Below are 15,521 nucleotides of genomic sequence, written 5' to 3' on the forward strand. Positions count from 1 at the left end.
CCGCGATCGACGGCACCGGAACCGCGCTCGAAGGCCTCACCCAACTGACCAGGACGGTCGCCGGCGGCGCCCTCGACGTCTTCGGCATCAACCGCAACCTTGTGCGCAGCGGCTATGTCCAGGTCATCGTCGACGTCCGGGGCACCGGCGCCTCCCAGGGCAAATGGCAGCTTCTGGGCACCCGCGAACAAGAAGACTCCGTTGAGGTCATCGACTGGGCCGCCACGCAGGCCTGGTCGAACGGCAAAGTCGGCCTGGCCGGCTGGTCCTACTCGGCGATCAACTCACTGCAAGCCGCCGACAAACGGCCCCCCGCCCTCGGCGCGGTGTTCGCCATCGAAGGCTGCGACGATATCGTCCGCGACATCTACATCACCGGCGGTATGCCGTCGGCATTCATCCCGGTCTGGCTCTCCGCGGTCAACCTGCTCAAGTGGGTGCCCAATCCCGCGACGCCGGTTCGCGACCTGGTCCGCGGCGACACCGCCCGGTGGCTACGTGACCGCATCAAGTCGCCCGCAACCGAATTACCTTCTCTCGCTTGGGGATTCCTCACCGCACGCGACGAGCGCATCTTCGACGATCCGTATTTCGACGAGCGCGATCCCAAGGTCGATCAGATCGACGTCCCGACGTTCACCGTCGGCGCATGGCACGACCTCTTCGGACACAGCGCCACCAACGTCTACAACCGACTCAAAGTGGCTCCCGGCCGCAAACAGATGATCGTCGGCGACGGCTATCACCTCGACGTCGGCTCCGGCTTCGACGGCAAGTTCGCCCCGCCGCGCCTCGACGTCCTCGAGCGCGCCTGGTTCGACCGCTGGCTCAAAGACACCGACAACGGCGTCGAGCACTACGGCCCGGTGACAATGATGCAGCAGGGCGGTTCGTGGACCTCGGGCGAGAGTTTCCCGCGCCCCGGCGTGAGCACACAGCAGGTGTTCCTCACCTCGGCCACGTCAACCTCGGCGCCACATGCCCATTTCGATGGAACGCTGGATCTCGCTGCGACGCAACGATTCTCATCGCACAGCGTCCGCCCCAACCGGCATAGTTTCCCCTCCCGCGACACCTCCCAGGTCACCGCGGGTGCCACCATCGCGCTTGGCAAATCGTTCAGCGTCGATGCCCGCTCACAAGAACGCGGCGGCCTCACGTTCAGCACCGCACCGCTACCCGAGGCCGTGTCGATCAGCGGCTCGATGAATCTGCACCTCAACGTCGAGACCAGCGGCCATGAAGGACTCTGGGCGGTCACCGTCAACGACGTGGCCCCCGACGGCCGCTCGACCGTCCTGACCAACGGCGCGCTCACGGTATCGAATCGTGCGATCGACGAGACAAAATCGACCTACGACGACAACGGCGTTCTACTGACGGCCTATCACTATCTGACGCGGGAGGCGAAGCTGCCGGTACCCGCGGACCTGCCGGTCGAAATCGATGTCGACCTGGTCCCCACCGATGCCGTCATCGAAGCTGGCCACCGCCTGCGGGTCGACGTCTACGCGACGAGCGCCCCCCGTTATCTGACGGTGGTCCCCGATCTGATTAAAGCTCGCGGCCGCCACCAGCGCTTGGTCCTCGATCCCGATCGACCGAGCTACCTGACGCTGCTGGCGACCGCGCCCCTGGCGTAAGTCGCTATGCAGAGGCAGCCGAGTCGGTCACCGGCTTGGGCACCACGCTCGGCACGACATTCGGCGGCGCGTACCGAGCGGCCTCGGCCTCTTCGCGCGTGGTCTTCACATTGAAGACCAAGTAGAACAGGTACACCGCCAGGGCGATGTAGCCGAACAGACGCGTGCGCGCCGAGAGCAGTGCCGTACCGATCAACGTCTCCAGCGTGCCGTTGACGGTGACAAAACGTTCAGTCTGCTCGGGGAACGCGACGCGTGTGAGCGGCACAAAGAGTTTCGGCACGGCGAAATGCAGTGCACCGGCACCCACCAGGCCGGCGCCACCGATACGGGTCCAGCCTTCAATTCCGCGTCCCTGCTCCGGCTCCGGCGTCTCGACTACGACCGGCGCCTCTGCCGCGGGAACCGGAATATTGCGCCGGCGAATGGACAATAAGGACATATCTCAAGCCTTTCGTCAATGAAGTTGGCGCCGTGGCGCCGTGGTTAGCTCCACACTAACCATGTGACCGCAAACCATGACATGCAAACGCCACAGTTGTCGTCACTTGTGTGTCGATATCGGCCGAGGCCACCGGCCGGACCACGGTCGCAGTAATCGACGTGTACAGCACCGAGAGCAATGCTTCGGCAAGAAAGACCACTTCGACGTCGTCGCGCAGATAGCCGTCGGCAACCCCCGACCGCACATACCCCTCGCATAGCCATAACAACTGCTCCCACAGTGCGAGCAATCCGTTCAACGCGCGGTCGTCAACGCCCGGCGCCCCCAGGATGACGAACTCCAACGCCGCACGATGTTTGGCGGCGTAACCCGCGAGCCGCCGCACGATCGCGGCGAGTCCGATTTGGAACTCGACGGCCGTTCGCGGGCGAGGCCGCTGAAACTCGACCAGTGCCATGAGGTTTCGCGTCTCACGAGCGACCAGTTCGTCGACGACCTCGCGCCGGTTGTCGAAATAGTTGTAGAACGTCCCATGACTGACCCCGGCACGTTCCGCGATCGCCGAGGCGCCGGTCTCCCGATAGCTCTGTGCCGCAAAGCATTCCAGTGCCGCGTCGAGAAGTTCCGAACGTCGCGATTCGGGCCGCGTATGCGCTTCGACGGCGGCGGCGATGCCCGAATCGGCCAATCGACCCGACAGCCGGGCCAGGACAACCGACGGCACCTGTACGTCAGAGGCGAACATTCCTTGCAGGGCAATCGATTTCATCGAGCGCACATATCCTCGTCGATGGCGCGGAGTCGATGTCCCCCGAACTGTGACGACCGCTCCCGGCAGACCAAGCCCTACGATCAATCTCGCGGATAGGCCGCGTTCGGCCTGCGACCGCGCCTGGTTACCATCGTTCGTAACCCGGCCGAGCGACGCCGAAATCTGCGCATTGATCAGCGCGTTGATTCGTAACACTCGCTCCTGCAACGCCTTGTCGACGGCACTGGCCTGAACGGCGAGCAGTTTCACGAGCGCCAGGTCCGATTCGATCAGGTCATACAGCCGGCCGCCGACTGTGCTGGCCTGGTCGATGATGTCGAGGTCGGTCGAATCATCAGACGACTCCGCTGGCAGCAAGGCGGCTACCACCTGCCTGGTCACCGATTCGAAAACATCGTCAAGCAGCTCACGTTTGCTGCCGACATATCGGTAGATGGTCGCCGAGCCAATCCCGGCTGCCCGCGCGATTTGGGCCATTGACGCGTCTTCATACCCCACCGACGACATGACTTCGACTGCGGCAGTGACGATCTCCTCGCGCCGCCGGTCCCAGAGTCCCTGTACCGGCGGACGGCCACGACCCCGTGGCGGTTTTGTATAGCTCCCCGACGCCTGCGCCACAGTCCTGCGACCACCTCTCGAAAGTTGTGTCCTCACCCCAATTGCAGTGGGAAGAATACCGAATAGACCAGGGTCATCACCAGATTCACTCCGATGATCGCCACCGTCGACACCACCACGGTCGCATTTACTCCGTCGGCCACACCTCGCGGACCACCACGCGCTTCCAGTCCCCGCTGACAACCGATAACGGCGATCATAAATCCGAACACTACCGCCTTGAACATCGCCAGCCAGATATCGCGAATCGAGGCGAACGCACCGAATGACTGCCAATAACTGCCCGGACCGACACCCTGCAGGGTAATCGCCAGGTAGAACGCCGCGATCACGCCGACGCCGATAATGAACAGCGCCAACAGGGGCGCGACGATCACCGAGGCGATGATGCGCGGCACCACCAGCCGCTGCACCGGATCGATCCCCATCGTGCGCATGGCGTCGATTTCCTCGCGCACCGTGCGCGCACCCAGGTCGGCTGCGATCGCCGACGCCCCGGCACCGCCGAGCAACATCCCCGACGCCAACGGAGCGGCCTGCTGGATCACCGCGAAGCCGCTACCGGCACCCAGAAGTGACTGCGCGCCAAGCTGATTGATCACGTTGCCGATCTGAATGGTCACGATCACGCCGAACGGGATTGCCATCAGGAACGCCGGAAGCGCGGTAACGCTCACCATGTACCAGGCTTGCACCACGGTCTCTTTGACCTTCAACCGGCCGCGGAGAACATCGATAGCCATCTGTGCGACAGCGGTGACCGCGAGCGCGAAAGTTCGCCCGAGAGTACGCACCGGGCCTACCGCGTTATCCCGCAAATTGTTCAGCAGGATCTCGCGATTGTTCAGCCCGCCCGCAGTCAGGGTGGTCATCGGCTAGCCTCCCGCGGCGGGAGTCGTCGGCGACGGCGCGGTGCTCGGTGCCGGATTGGCTTGGTTGCCACCGGTATTGGCGTTACCCCCGGGATTGAGATTTCCGATCGCCGACGTCGGGTCACCGACCGAAGTAATCATCCAGTCACGCCCCTTATCGAGGGTGACCGCGTACACGGCGGTCGTCGAGCCGCCATTCGGCGTCTGGACGGTCTTGGTGTTCACATCAACCACTGCCTGAACGCGGTACATATTTCCGTTCACCGCAATGGTTTTGGCCACCACCAAATCGGCCGTTGTCTGCATGCGCAGCGGAGTGAGTACCTGCTCCATCGCCTGCCCGATCACGTCGTACTGCTTACGCAAGTCGTCGCTGACGCCCTTCTTCATATTCGCGATCCACGGGGTGAGATCGCGATAGTCGAGTGTCGCCGCCGTTACCGCGTACTGGCCGGCAATAGTCTCGGCGTGCGCGCGTGCGGCGGCATCGGCGCGCAGCGCATCCAGATCGTCGCGGGCGGAGAAGTCCCGGACCGCGAAGACCACCAACCCCACGACCAATACCGCGACGACGACTGCCCCGACCACGCCGGTCAGTAGTCCACTGAGCGAAACCGTAAGTTGCCGTTTAGGTTTCGGCGCGGTCCGCTCCTTGACCGGAGCCGGGTCCTCATCAACGACATCGGTGTCACCGCGGTCTGCCTCGACGCGGTCCGCCTCGTCAACATCGGCCTCGTCCTGCGATACCGGCTTATCGAGATCAATCATGTGTTTCCTTCCATAGGTCTGTGGGTGCGAAAGTCAGTTGGATGCGAAAGTCATTTGGGTGCAGAAGGATTGGATGCAGTGGGATTGGATGCAGAGGGTTTGATCACAAATCGCGCGCTATCACCCGATCCCATCATCTGCAGCGCACGTGAGAGCAATTCGCTTACGTCGATCTGCGGCAGGGTCTCGTTGAGTGCCGTCGCGATCGGCATCATCGGCCCAATGGCGTCGACGACGTTGGGGATGACGTCGGTCAGATATCCGTTCAGTTTCACGATGAATGGGTCGATGACCTCGCTGAACTTCTGGTGGAGATCGGATTTGGCGAAGGTAGATTCCAACGCGTGCAGCGTGCCGAGGTAGCGCACAAAGATCGTGTCCAGCGCGCTGCTGAACCCCGGCAGCGCATTGACCAACCATTGGATATCGCCCGTATAGACCTGTGTATTGGCGAACATCGAACGCAGTTGTACCGACCGGGACATCAACACACCGGCGATGAGTCGACTCCCGTCGCTGATCCGCCCGAGTGCTTCGTCGGTGCCGGCAAGTGCCTGCGCAACCGTCTTCAACACCCCGGAAAGCGGATCTGCCGCGGTGACACTCGACAGATCCGAGATCATCTCGAAGATGCCCGGGATTGATTCCGGCTCGCCGATCCGGTCGGCGGAGATGACCGCACCGTCGGCGAGAAAGGGGCCGCTCGAGGTCTTGGGAACGAAATTCACATACGGTTCGCCCAGCGCAGACTGCATTCCGACCTCGACCGAGGTGTCGGCCGGAATCTGTTGACTAGCTGGATATTTCAGTGTCAGGCGCGCACCGGTCGTCTCCAACTCGACCGCCGAGACCTCCCCGACCTTCATTCCGTTGACAAAGACCCCGGTACCGGTGGAGACCAAGTCGGTGTCGGTCATCGACATGGTCACCGAGTGATACTTGGTTCCCGGGCGCCACTCATACACGTTGACCGCCAAATAGACGCCGCCAAGGATGATGACCGCGGCGAAAACCACTACGTTGAGAGAGAATTCGCGTGCGACCCGTGATGTCGTCATCGCACCATTCCCATCGTTCGGAACACTTTGACCAGCCGATCGGCCAACTGTCGGTCGCTGACGCCACCTTCGATCGCGACGCTCCGGATATTCACCGCGGGAATATTCTTCAGATACGGAATCACCTTGTTGGTCAACAGATCCACCAGTCGCGTCGCGTTGGAGTCTTGCCCCGCGTACTGCGGCCAGCCGGGAACCAGATACGGAATGACGACACTGTCGATCAACCGGGTCAGCGACTTCAGCAGCGGGATCGCCGGCACCATCGGACGCAGGCCACGCGACAATCCGACTACCAGATCGCCCAACAGTCGCGGATCGGTCAGGCCCTTCACTTGCGTCATGCCGGGCGGACTCAGAGCGAAACTCAGGGTCGACGAGTATTTGGCCAGCGTCGACGTCATCTCGGTGAGCTGTTGCAGGGTGACGTTGAGATCGCCGATATTGTCACCCCAGGCGGTCAGCGTCTCGGTGAAAGTCGCTGTGAGCCTTCGCACTTCGGCTGGGTCGTCGGGGAACTGCGCATTGACCTTGGCAAACGAATTTCCCAGTTCGGGCAACGCGCCTCCGCCCAGGAAGTTGGACAAGCTGACGAATAGATCCTCAATCTGCACCGGCGCTTTGACCTGCCCGGGGCCGAGGGTCGCATCCGACGCGAGCGGATGCGAGTAGGCGTCGGACGGGTTGGCCAGCGACACATAGGTATCGCCGAGCAGCGTGTCCTGCCTCAGCTCCGCAATGGCCTTCGCGCCGACCACCACGCCGGAATTGATCGTTAGCTTCGCGACGGCCGCGTCCCGATCAGGCCGGATATCCGATACCACACCCGCATCGATACCGTCGACCACAACCTTGGACTGATTCGGCAGATTCATGACCGTGCCGAATCGGATATACATGGTCCAGCCATCGCGCATACCGGCCGCGGTCGGTAGCCGTTCGGGCGAGAAAGCCGCCGAACAACCGCTCAGACTCGTCACGACGATAAGCCCGATCAGCATCTCTACCAGTCGATTTCGCGAACCGCTCATCGAGCCACCCCCGTCAGTAGCAGCGCGAGGCGCAACGCGTCGACCTCAAGATGTCCCGGATCGATTACCCGGCACTGTCCGGGGAAGATTCTGTTGACATTGGCGCAGGTCAACGCCGGATTCTTCGCTGGGACAGCGGTTTTCGGCGGCGTGTACGAGATTCGTACGCCGAGGGACTGCTGATCGAAGGATATGTTGAAGGCGCGAATCAGTACCGGCACAATGCCCAGTAAGTCGCCGAAGTTGCGCATCCCGGCGCCGATCAGGCGGGCGACCGGCACCACGACGTCGAGCGTTGGCCACGCGAAATGTTGATAGCGCGAGAGCATGTCGGCTGCGATATTCACCGTCTCCGGCAGTGCAAGCACCACCCGGCTGATGTTGTCCAGCAACGGTATTCCAACAGCCGAAACGAAGGCCGGGTTGATCGACTCGACGAACTTCCGCATCATCGGCAGGTTGCCGGCCAGTCCTTTCGTTAGGCCGCTGGTGTTGTCGATGACCGTCGCCAAGTCGGCCAGCGCACCGTTGATCGGCGTACGTCCCGGGACAGCTAGCTGTTTGATGATCGAACTGAGTAGCGGCCCGGTGCCGGCCAGTTCGGTATTCACCGTGCGAATGCTGCCGAAAACCTTCACCATCTGGTCGACGCCGCCGCCAGATGTCAACTCCTGCCCCAGTTTCGATACGCTTTCCAGCGCCTTGCTGATCGACACGGGCGTGCTGGTGTTGTCCCGGGCGATGCAGGCGCCCTCGACGAGCGCCGGCCCCTGCCGGTTGCCCTCCAGCAACGCTAGCTGGCGGACGGCGATAATCGACGGCGAGACGGTGGCCGCCTTGACATCCGCCGGAATCTTCCTGCCATCGTTGACACTGAAGGTGATGATCGCGTGATCGCCAACCGTCTCGACTTTGGTTACTTCGCCGATCGATACGCCCCGCTCGGTCACCGGGTTACCTTCGAACATGCCGACCGCATCGCTCATTTCAGCGCAATAGGTGGTGGCGGATTTGACGATCTTGCCGCCGAACGCACCTATGGTTACCGCCGAAATCGCCAGGGCCAGCACCGCGCTGGTGATCAGCCATTTGGATCCGAGGACTCTACTCAGCACGCTCAACACCCCATTCCCGGCAATGGCACACAGATATTCGACGACAAGACCAGCGGTGCGGAGCTGATCTTGATGCTGCCATCCGGACCGACCATGCCTTCGAGACGTTTAATCAGCGCTCGTCCCGATTCGATCATCGGGGTATAGCGGCGCAACGCCGGCCCAAACTCGCGCCCAATCGAATCAACTTGCCGGACAAGCGGATCGATATCGTTCGCATATTCGAGAGCCAGCCCCTTTACGCGTTCGAGCATCCCGGCCAGTGCACCTACGCCGTACGCCGCGCGTACGCCGACCGCTTCCAGTTCGGAGATAAAGGCGCTGAGATTCCGGATCACTGCCGTCACCACGTCGCCATTGACATTCAGTTCGCTGGTGTAGTCCGATGCCAGCCGCAGCAGCGCGCCGAACTCGTCCTGGCGTTCATTGACGTTGCGCAGCATCGACGACATCGTGGTCAGATCACGACGCAGCGCACCGGGATTGTCCGACAGCCCGGTCTGCATCTCGACCAGGACTTTACGCAGCGGAGTCGCGTCGATACGTGCGAGTTTAGGCTGGGCGATCTGGAAAGTCTCCATGAGTGAGTACGGAATGGAGGTCTGGTCGACCGGAATTACCTTGTCGCCCAATGGGGTATCACCGCTCGAAGTGATATCGACAAACGAGCCGCCGACGATGGTCAACATCTTCACGTCTGCCCTGGACTCGGAGCCGATGCGTACGTCGTTGCTGACCGACATCTCGACATCGACGTGGTCGTCGGCGAGGGTCACCTTCTGGACGGCACCCACCGGGATCCCCGCGACACGCACATTGTCGCCGACCCGGATCTGGCCGGCCTCGGCGAACTGAGCGGTAATCCGGTATTGCCCCGGCGTGAGTGCATATATCCCGACGGCCGCCAATCCGATCACCGCCGCCAGGATTACCGCGGCGATACCCCACCTGACCTCACCGCGAACACGCTGCGCGTTGCTGAGCGCCGGCTTGTCGACAATACGTGCCAGCACTCGCCCGGGTAACGCCGCGAGCTTCGATAGCGGGTTCGAGTTCACTTCTTGCACAACGTCACCTGCGATCCGCGGAGGAAGATGGCGACACTCGCGGGCAGCTGTGCGCGACCCTTGGAGCAGGTCAGCGGCGTCGACGCCGGACCGCTCGCAGGTAGCACATTGTTGAGAGCGTTCAACAAACCCGGCGTGAGCGAGAGGACTCCGATCACACTGCGCGCGATCGGCAGCGCCTGACGGACCACCGCGTTGGCGTCGGGAGTGTTGTTGGGCCGCAACCCCATTGCCGCGAACAGGCGATCGATGGCGATGATCACGTTGCCGGTCGAGTCGGCGTACTCGCGAACGGACGGAATCGCTTTCGCGACGGCGGCGCCGAATTCCTTCATGAATGCGATCAACTGGCCGACATATCCGGCCCGGCCACCGAGCGCCCCCGAGACTTTGGACAGGTTGTAGACGAGCGTATTGACCAGCGCCGACCGGTCGTCCACGAATTGCAGGACCCGGGTTAGGGAGTCGAGCACTTCCCCGAAGCCGGTTCCGTCACCTTGAATCAGGGCCAGCAGGCTTTCCGAGAAATGGTTGATGTCGGCGGGATCCATCACCGCGAAAACCGGTGCGAGACCGTGGAATACCGTCGTGATGTCATAGGAGGGCGTCGTCGACTCCAGCCCGATCGGCTCGCCGGGCGAGCGCGGCGTGCCCTGGCCGGATCGTTGTTGCAGGTCCAGGTACCGGATACCGGTGAGATTCAAGTAGCGGATCGCGAGCTTCGAGTCACCGTACACATGCTGGTCGCGGACGAGTGTGAAAGTAACCAGTGCCGTCGTGTCGTCCGACGATAGTTCGACATCGGTGACTTTGCCGACTCGGGTACCGAGGGTTCGGACGTCGTTGCCTACGCGGAGCCCCGACACATTGGTGAATTCGGCTGTGTAGGTTTCGGTTTGGCCAGCGATCGGCCGCGAGACGCCATTGGCGATGAACAGTCCACCGCCGACCGCGACGAGCGCGAACACAAGCAGGTAGACGAACGAACGTACCGGAGACTTCATCGAGCACCCCGGATCCCGAGCGCGGCGGCGACGCCGGGAATGCCAGCGAGCACCACGTCAACCGTCATTACCGGCCCTTGCGGCCCCGGGCGCAGCGCGGCATTGATGCGGTCGATCAACGTGGCGATCTGAATGCCATTCTTACGGGCCTCCGGGAAGGTCTTCAGAATGCGGTCGACGAGCTGAACTCCGGTCGGCGCGACCACAAGGAGTCCGCCAAGTTCTTTGTTGGACAATAGATTTCCGACGTCGTCCATCGTGGTGGTACTGACATAGCTGAGTCCGTTGTACTGCTTCTCGACGTAGCCGGGCCGCTGCGGCGCATCCCAGTGGACCAGGCTCATCAGCGATGGGAGCACCACGCCGGTGGTGTCGCGCAGCCGCGCGATCAGCTCCTTGAACTGCGGTAAGGATTTCGCCGTCGGAATCTTTTGAGTGTCCGCGATGTCGGTAGCGAGTTTGCCGAGGACACCGATGATCGGCAGCAGTCCCATCGTCGCCTGGTTGGCTGACCGGAGGATGTCACCCATGTATGGGTCGAAGGCATCGGTCTGTAGGTCATTGAGGTTGCGCAGCAACGTGGTTAACGTGGCATCGACCGGCTCGTCCGGGTAGAAGTCGTCTCCGTTGGCGATCGGCTCGCCGCCGGGCTGTGACTTCAGTACCACCGCGGCGATGCCGAAAAGATTCTTCGGGGCATAGGTGACCTGGGTCGCGCTGCTCAGCAGCCCCGGCGTCTTGAGGAACCCGTCATCGATCGCGAGAGTGATCTCGTACTTGCCCGGTGCGACCTTGACGAGCTCGGTAACGGTGCCCACTTCAGCACCATTGAGCATCACCGCGGCACCGTTGACGATGCCGCCGGCCAACGTGTCGGTATGCATGGTGACCACGGTCTTGTTGTCGGGCAACACCTTTAGCACCAGAATTGCCGCTAGCAGTACCACGCACGAGGCGGCGAGAAAGAACGCCGCGCGACGCGCGAATACTCGACGTGGCGCGGACATGCCGGGAGCTCGAAAATCTGGCATCAGTTCATCCTCGGAATGTGAAGGGCGAGTTGACCCCCCAGAAGACGACGGTGAGGACGAGGTCAAGAGCGACGATCGCGACCAGGCTCGCCCGGATGGCACGGCCCGATGCGACGCCAACACCCTCCGGACCACCAGCGGCGAAATAGCCCTTGTAGCAATGGATAACGATCACCGCGACCACAAAGACGGTGACCTTCAACGTCGCGAGTGCCAGGTCGGGAAAATTGACGAACTGGTTGAAATAGTGCGCATACGCGCCAGGCGATTCGCCGCGCATCCGCACTACCAGCGAGCTGCTGAGATAGCTGGCGATAACAGCGACCAAGAAGGTCGGAATGATCGTGATGACGCCGGCGATCACCCTCGTGGACACCACGAACGCGATCGAATGCACGCCGACCACTTCCAGCGCGTCAATCTCTTCACTGATCCGCATGGACCCGATCTCCGCCGTCATCCGGCAACCAGCTTGGACGGCGAATCCGAGCGCGGCCAGCAACGGCGCGAACTCGCGGGTTATCGCGAACGAGGACACCGATCCGGCGACCGACCCCAGCCCCAACATGTTCAGCGTGCCATGCGCCACGATCGCAACCGTCGCCCCCGCGGCCAGGCCAAGTACGGCCATGACCAGCGCGGTGCCACCACCGACGATGATGGCACCGCGACCCCACGCTAGGTCGGTGACGGTGCGGACGGTTTGGGCGCGAAATCTCCACAGCGCCGATGGCGCGTAACGCAACGCGTAATAGACAAATGAGACGAGATGACCGATGTCGGCCAGCACAGTTTCCGCCCCGTCGGCACCACGGTAGAGCCATCCAAGCCCGCGAGGGCGATACGCCGCTGGACTTCCCATCCACATCCCTGTTCGTCATCCGCAGTGATCTACGTCTCAGCGAACGTACACGAGTGACAGACCACACGAGTAAAAATCGTCAAATAGCCGTCCGGATAAATCCATATATGCAGTTCAACAGCTAGGTATTGATCACGACCGACCGAGTGATCGGGCGAAACCGTTCGCATCGAACAGTTGGACTGACGATCAATTCGGCTTATCTTCGCTTGCCTTGACCGGCTCCAAAATCACCAAGGTTCTAAACCTCCCGCCCAGGCGCCCACCGGCTAGCTTGTGATACCGAATGCGCATTTCAAACCATCGATGCGCCGTGATTTGGAGCCTCCTGTGAAGTCCATCCCCACCCGACCTCGTCGTCGGCTAGCCCGATTGACCGCGGTTCTCGGCATCATTGCCGCGCCGGCACTATTCGCCGCGACCCCCGCGGCCGCTGCCCCGTCGGCGTTGCAAGGATCGTTCGCCTTGCAGTCCGGCGTCTGCTCGGGAGGGTCGGTAACCGGCTCCTTCTTCCGGATGATCCTCCCGGCCGGCAACACGAGCGGTCCGTTCCTGTCCAACAGTGATTCGACCTGCTCGGACAAGACGGTCACCCCGCTGGCCCCCGGAACCGCCGGCGGACTAACCAGCGGCAATTACCAACCGCAGCCGTCGAATGCCTTCGACGGCTCGGGGAACGCCATATCCGGCAGTGTGACCCGTCCAGTCAAGTTCTACGGCGTCGGATTCGCGACCGCGACCAACCCGACCGATCCGCAGACCAGCCGGGGTACGTCCCGGCCACAGATCTATGCCAACGGCACCGCACTCTCTGGCGACCTATCCAGTTTTGGTGTCACGTGGAACCGGCAGGTCTTCAACCAGGGCGCCCCCAAACCTGGCGGCGGTCTGCCCGGCAAGACCACTCCGGTGCGCGGCACGATTGATCCATCCAGCGGCGCCTTCGTGCTGGAATGGACCTCACAGATCGTCGGCGGCCCGTTCAATAATTTCACCGGTCTCTGGCATTTGACCGGCACCTTCCGCGGCACTGGCCTGAATTCCGCTGCGGCACCGGCTAATCCGGCCGCGACGTCGGGGCCCACTCCAGCGCCGGGACAGACCGCCGCGCCCGGCGCCGCCCCGCAGGCGACACCCGGCGCGCAGCCGGTGGCCAATCCCAACGCGACGGTGACCCAGGTGGCCGGCAATCCGCAGACGACGGTGCAGTCGCTCGACGTGCCGGCCGCCAGCGGACAGCCGCGCTGGCTGCTCCCGGTTCTGGTGGTGATCACCGCGTTGGCAGCGGCATTGCTGACCAACGCCGACCGGCTATTCTCCCGACGCCGCGGCTCCGACTGAGGAGACCGATGAGCATCGACCGCAGCATCGAATTATCCAGTTACCCAGGCACATCGGCGGATCAAGGACCGGCGGGCGACGGACCGGCCCAAGCAACCACCGAGAACACCGCGGAGCCGGTACGCGCTCCAAAGAGTTCCACTCACCGACGACGCTGGCCGTTCATCGCGTCGATCGCCTTGGGACTCGTACTGGTACTGGCACCCATCGTCGGGGGATTCTTCTATCCGGCCGCGCAGGCCCAGGCGATGATCACGGACTTCGCTCCGTATACCAAATCCACTACACTGCAACAGTTCCGGTCCGATCTGGCCACACTGGAATCGGTACGCGGCGGTGTCGTCACGATTGACAGATCGACGCGAATCGATAGCGCTGATTACACGCAGCTGCACAAGTTTGTCGAACAGTATCCGGCGATCCATGCCGATATGTCGTCGATGATCGACCAAATCGACTCCGCAAGAGGCGATTACGACAACCTTGCAGCGATCAGATCGATCGCGGGCGTGCCGTTCATTCCGGTCGGGGCAGGCCTGGTCTTTATTGGGTTGGGAATCTGGGGTCTGCGACGCGGTCGACGGTCGGGCACTCGGCGAGTTGGCGCCGCAATCATCGCCGTCGCCGTCGTCCTTGGCGCCTCGCCATTTCTCACCGGCTTGGTATCGAACGCGAATTCCGGTGGGCCACTTCTGAAGTCGTTGGGACCCATCATGACCACCGAGAAAGTCCGCGAGGTGCAGGGCTACTTTGTTGTCCTCGTCGGGGCGGTCGGCGATATCGACAGCAAGTACCTCCCCGCGGTCCGCGCCTCATCCACGGCGCCCGCTGCCGCGGTTGCACAAGTCAGCGGACTCAATCAGCGATGGCAACCGATGTCGTCGGATTTCGCCGGGTTGATTGGTGTGATGAACGACAATATCAAGAACTTCGACGGGGTCGCCGCGCTCGACAACCGTACGCGTTCACTAGGTTTCGGCTCTTTCGCCGCTCTGCCCTGGTTGCTTCTCGCGGCCGGGCTGATCGGCCTCGCGTTCGGCGCCGCTGCCATCTCTCCCGCTTCACCGCGAAAGGTCCTATCCACGTGAGTATTTCGATTCGACGCACCTACTGTGTGGCGCTATGCGCCGCTTTGATGACTATCGGCCTGACGTCGTGTTCGTCGCCGGCCCAGGTCGCCGACGGCGAACTGACCGGCCTACTGGAACTGAGTCCGGGCAAATTCGCCGACGGCAAGTTGAGCGGTTCGTGGTTCAAGATGGTCCAACCTGGCGGCACCGCAGAGGCGGGACCGTATATGCCCAACGGTGATTCACCCGTCGACGGCGGTAGCGTCACCCTGCTCGAACCGGGCAGCGAGCGGGGCGTGCGGCTCGGCGGCTACCAGTCCGAGCCCACACCCGCCTTCCGTAACGGCGATTCGCTTGCCGGGTCAATTATGAAGCCGACCAAGTTCTTCGGCGTGTACTTCGGAACATCGACCAATCCCGTTGACCCCCAAACGAAACACAAGCTGGCACCGCCATCGGTGACCAACTCTGGCGGCAAGCTGACCGGTCAGCTGGTGTCATGGGCTGCGTCGTGGAATAACCAGGAGTTCAACCAGGGCGCACCCAAGGCTCCCGCGAAGGCCGGCGCACAGGTGCCCGGTGCCGCCGAGGCCAAACAGGCGTGGGACTGGGTTCGCAAGCAGTGGGAACGCCAAGACACCACGGTCGCCGGTACCGGCCCCGCGGCCACCGGCACACTCGATTCCGATACCAAGACCTACACGTTGGAGTGGACCAGCCTCATCGTCGGCGGTCCGTTCAACGGTTTTACCGGGGTGTGGCATCTGACCGGCACCTATCGCCCCGAGGTCGCTGGCCCGTCGAGCACTTCGTAACTGAGA

General features: G+C 62.5%; 15 protein-coding genes. 4 read left to right on the forward strand and 11 right to left on the reverse strand.

The window, feature by feature from the left end:
• A partial coding sequence (locus GOEFS_RS07520) for a CocE/NonD family hydrolase (RefSeq protein WP_007317302.1) occupies positions 1–1,643 on the forward strand: 1,643 nt, incomplete at its 5' end.
• A 4-nt stretch (positions 1,644–1,647) separates the two neighbouring features.
• Here the strand turns inward: GOEFS_RS07520 and GOEFS_RS22385 are convergent.
• From GOEFS_RS22385 to GOEFS_RS07575, 11 genes are read right to left on the reverse strand one after another with little or no spacing between them, the layout of a single operon-like run.
• Positions 1,648–2,085, reverse strand: coding sequence for a DoxX-related protein (locus GOEFS_RS22385; protein ID WP_007317303.1), 438 nt, complete (start codon positions 2,083–2,085; stop codon positions 1,648–1,650).
• Between the two features lie 55 nt (positions 2,086–2,140).
• Complete coding sequence (locus GOEFS_RS07530) at positions 2,141–3,481, reverse strand: TetR/AcrR family transcriptional regulator (RefSeq protein WP_007317304.1); 1,341 nt, start codon at positions 3,479–3,481, stop codon at positions 2,141–2,143.
• Between the two features lie 32 nt (positions 3,482–3,513).
• The gene (locus GOEFS_RS07535) at positions 3,514–4,353 is read right to left on the reverse strand and encodes an MlaE family ABC transporter permease (protein ID WP_007317305.1); all 840 of its coding nucleotides are present in this window, start codon (positions 4,351–4,353) and stop codon (positions 3,514–3,516) included.
• Between the two features lie 3 nt (positions 4,354–4,356).
• Complete coding sequence (locus GOEFS_RS07540; protein WP_007317306.1) at positions 4,357–5,121, reverse strand: hypothetical protein; 765 nt, start codon at positions 5,119–5,121, stop codon at positions 4,357–4,359.
• 50 nt (positions 5,122–5,171) lie between these two features.
• The gene (locus GOEFS_RS07545; RefSeq protein ID WP_007317307.1) at positions 5,172–6,179 is read right to left on the reverse strand and encodes an MlaD family protein; all 1,008 of its coding nucleotides are present in this window, start codon (positions 6,177–6,179) and stop codon (positions 5,172–5,174) included.
• Positions 6,176–7,210: an MlaD family protein gene (locus GOEFS_RS07550; RefSeq protein WP_007317308.1), complete on the reverse strand. Its 1,035-nt coding sequence runs from the start codon at positions 7,208–7,210 to the stop codon at positions 6,176–6,178. Before GOEFS_RS07550 ends, GOEFS_RS07545 begins: the two co-directional genes overlap by 4 nt.
• Positions 7,207–8,325 carry an MlaD family protein gene (locus tag GOEFS_RS07555; protein ID WP_007317309.1) on the reverse strand — a complete coding sequence of 373 codons (1,119 nt, stop codon included), beginning with the start codon at positions 8,323–8,325 and terminating at the stop codon, positions 7,207–7,209. Before GOEFS_RS07555 ends, GOEFS_RS07550 begins: the two co-directional genes overlap by 4 nt.
• Positions 8,326–8,327: 2 nt before the next feature.
• A complete protein-coding gene (locus GOEFS_RS07560) occupies positions 8,328–9,392 on the reverse strand; it encodes an MCE family protein (protein ID WP_007317310.1) in 1,065 nt (354 codons plus the stop codon).
• Positions 9,380–10,396, reverse strand: coding sequence for an MlaD family protein (locus GOEFS_RS07565; RefSeq protein WP_007317311.1), 1,017 nt, complete (start codon positions 10,394–10,396; stop codon positions 9,380–9,382). The genes GOEFS_RS07560 and GOEFS_RS07565 overlap by 13 nt, the downstream gene beginning before the upstream one ends.
• Entirely contained in the window at positions 10,393–11,427 is a 1,035-nt protein-coding gene (locus GOEFS_RS07570; protein WP_007317312.1) for an MlaD family protein, read from the reverse strand. The genes GOEFS_RS07565 and GOEFS_RS07570 overlap by 4 nt, the downstream gene beginning before the upstream one ends.
• Before the next feature lie 4 nt (positions 11,428–11,431).
• Entirely contained in the window at positions 11,432–12,289 is an 858-nt protein-coding gene (locus GOEFS_RS07575) for an MlaE family ABC transporter permease (protein ID WP_040524726.1), read from the reverse strand.
• A 306-nt stretch (positions 12,290–12,595) separates the two neighbouring features.
• On the opposite strand from GOEFS_RS07575, the gene GOEFS_RS07580 reads away from it, so the two are divergent.
• From GOEFS_RS07580 to GOEFS_RS07590, 3 genes are read left to right on the forward strand one after another with little or no spacing between them, the layout of a single operon-like run.
• Positions 12,596–13,630 (forward strand): hypothetical protein, encoded by a 1,035-nt coding sequence (locus GOEFS_RS07580; RefSeq protein WP_373278187.1) that lies wholly within the window; start codon positions 12,596–12,598, stop codon positions 13,628–13,630.
• A gap of 8 nt (positions 13,631–13,638) precedes the next feature.
• The gene (locus GOEFS_RS07585) at positions 13,639–14,718 is read left to right on the forward strand and encodes a hypothetical protein (protein ID WP_007317315.1); all 1,080 of its coding nucleotides are present in this window, start codon (positions 13,639–13,641) and stop codon (positions 14,716–14,718) included.
• A 47-nt stretch (positions 14,719–14,765) separates the two neighbouring features.
• Complete coding sequence (locus GOEFS_RS07590) at positions 14,766–15,515, forward strand: hypothetical protein (RefSeq protein WP_050949822.1); 750 nt, start codon at positions 14,766–14,768, stop codon at positions 15,513–15,515.
• Positions 15,516–15,521 lie beyond the last annotated feature (6 nt).

The organism is Gordonia effusa NBRC 100432, from assembly GCF_000241305.1.
GTDB classification, from domain to species: domain Bacteria; phylum Actinomycetota; class Actinomycetes; order Mycobacteriales; family Mycobacteriaceae; genus Gordonia; species Gordonia effusa.

Coding starts and splice junctions, on each gene's coding strand:
- GOEFS_RS22385 (WP_007317303.1), bottom strand. CDS start 2,085: ATGTCCTTATTGTCCATTCGCCGGCGCAATATTCCGGTTCCCGCGGCA.
- GOEFS_RS07535 (WP_007317305.1), bottom strand. CDS start 4,353: ATGACCACCCTGACTGCGGGCGGGCTGAACAATCGCGAGATCCTGCTG.
- GOEFS_RS07540 (WP_007317306.1), bottom strand. CDS start 5,121: ATGATTGATCTCGATAAGCCGGTATCGCAGGACGAGGCCGATGTTGAC.
- GOEFS_RS07545 (WP_007317307.1), bottom strand. CDS start 6,179: ATGACGACATCACGGGTCGCACGCGAATTCTCTCTCAACGTAGTGGTT.
- GOEFS_RS07550 (WP_007317308.1), bottom strand. CDS start 7,210: ATGAGCGGTTCGCGAAATCGACTGGTAGAGATGCTGATCGGGCTTATC.
- GOEFS_RS07565 (WP_007317311.1), bottom strand. CDS start 10,396: ATGAAGTCTCCGGTACGTTCGTTCGTCTACCTGCTTGTGTTCGCGCTC.
- GOEFS_RS07570 (WP_007317312.1), bottom strand. CDS start 11,427: ATGCCAGATTTTCGAGCTCCCGGCATGTCCGCGCCACGTCGAGTATTC.
- GOEFS_RS07575 (WP_040524726.1), bottom strand. CDS start 12,289: ATGGGAAGTCCAGCGGCGTATCGCCCTCGCGGGCTTGGATGGCTCTAC.
- GOEFS_RS07580 (WP_373278187.1), top strand. CDS start 12,596: ATGCGCCGTGATTTGGAGCCTCCTGTGAAGTCCATCCCCACCCGACCT.
- GOEFS_RS07585 (WP_007317315.1), top strand. CDS start 13,639: ATGAGCATCGACCGCAGCATCGAATTATCCAGTTACCCAGGCACATCG.
- GOEFS_RS07590 (WP_050949822.1), top strand. CDS start 14,766: ATGACTATCGGCCTGACGTCGTGTTCGTCGCCGGCCCAGGTCGCCGAC.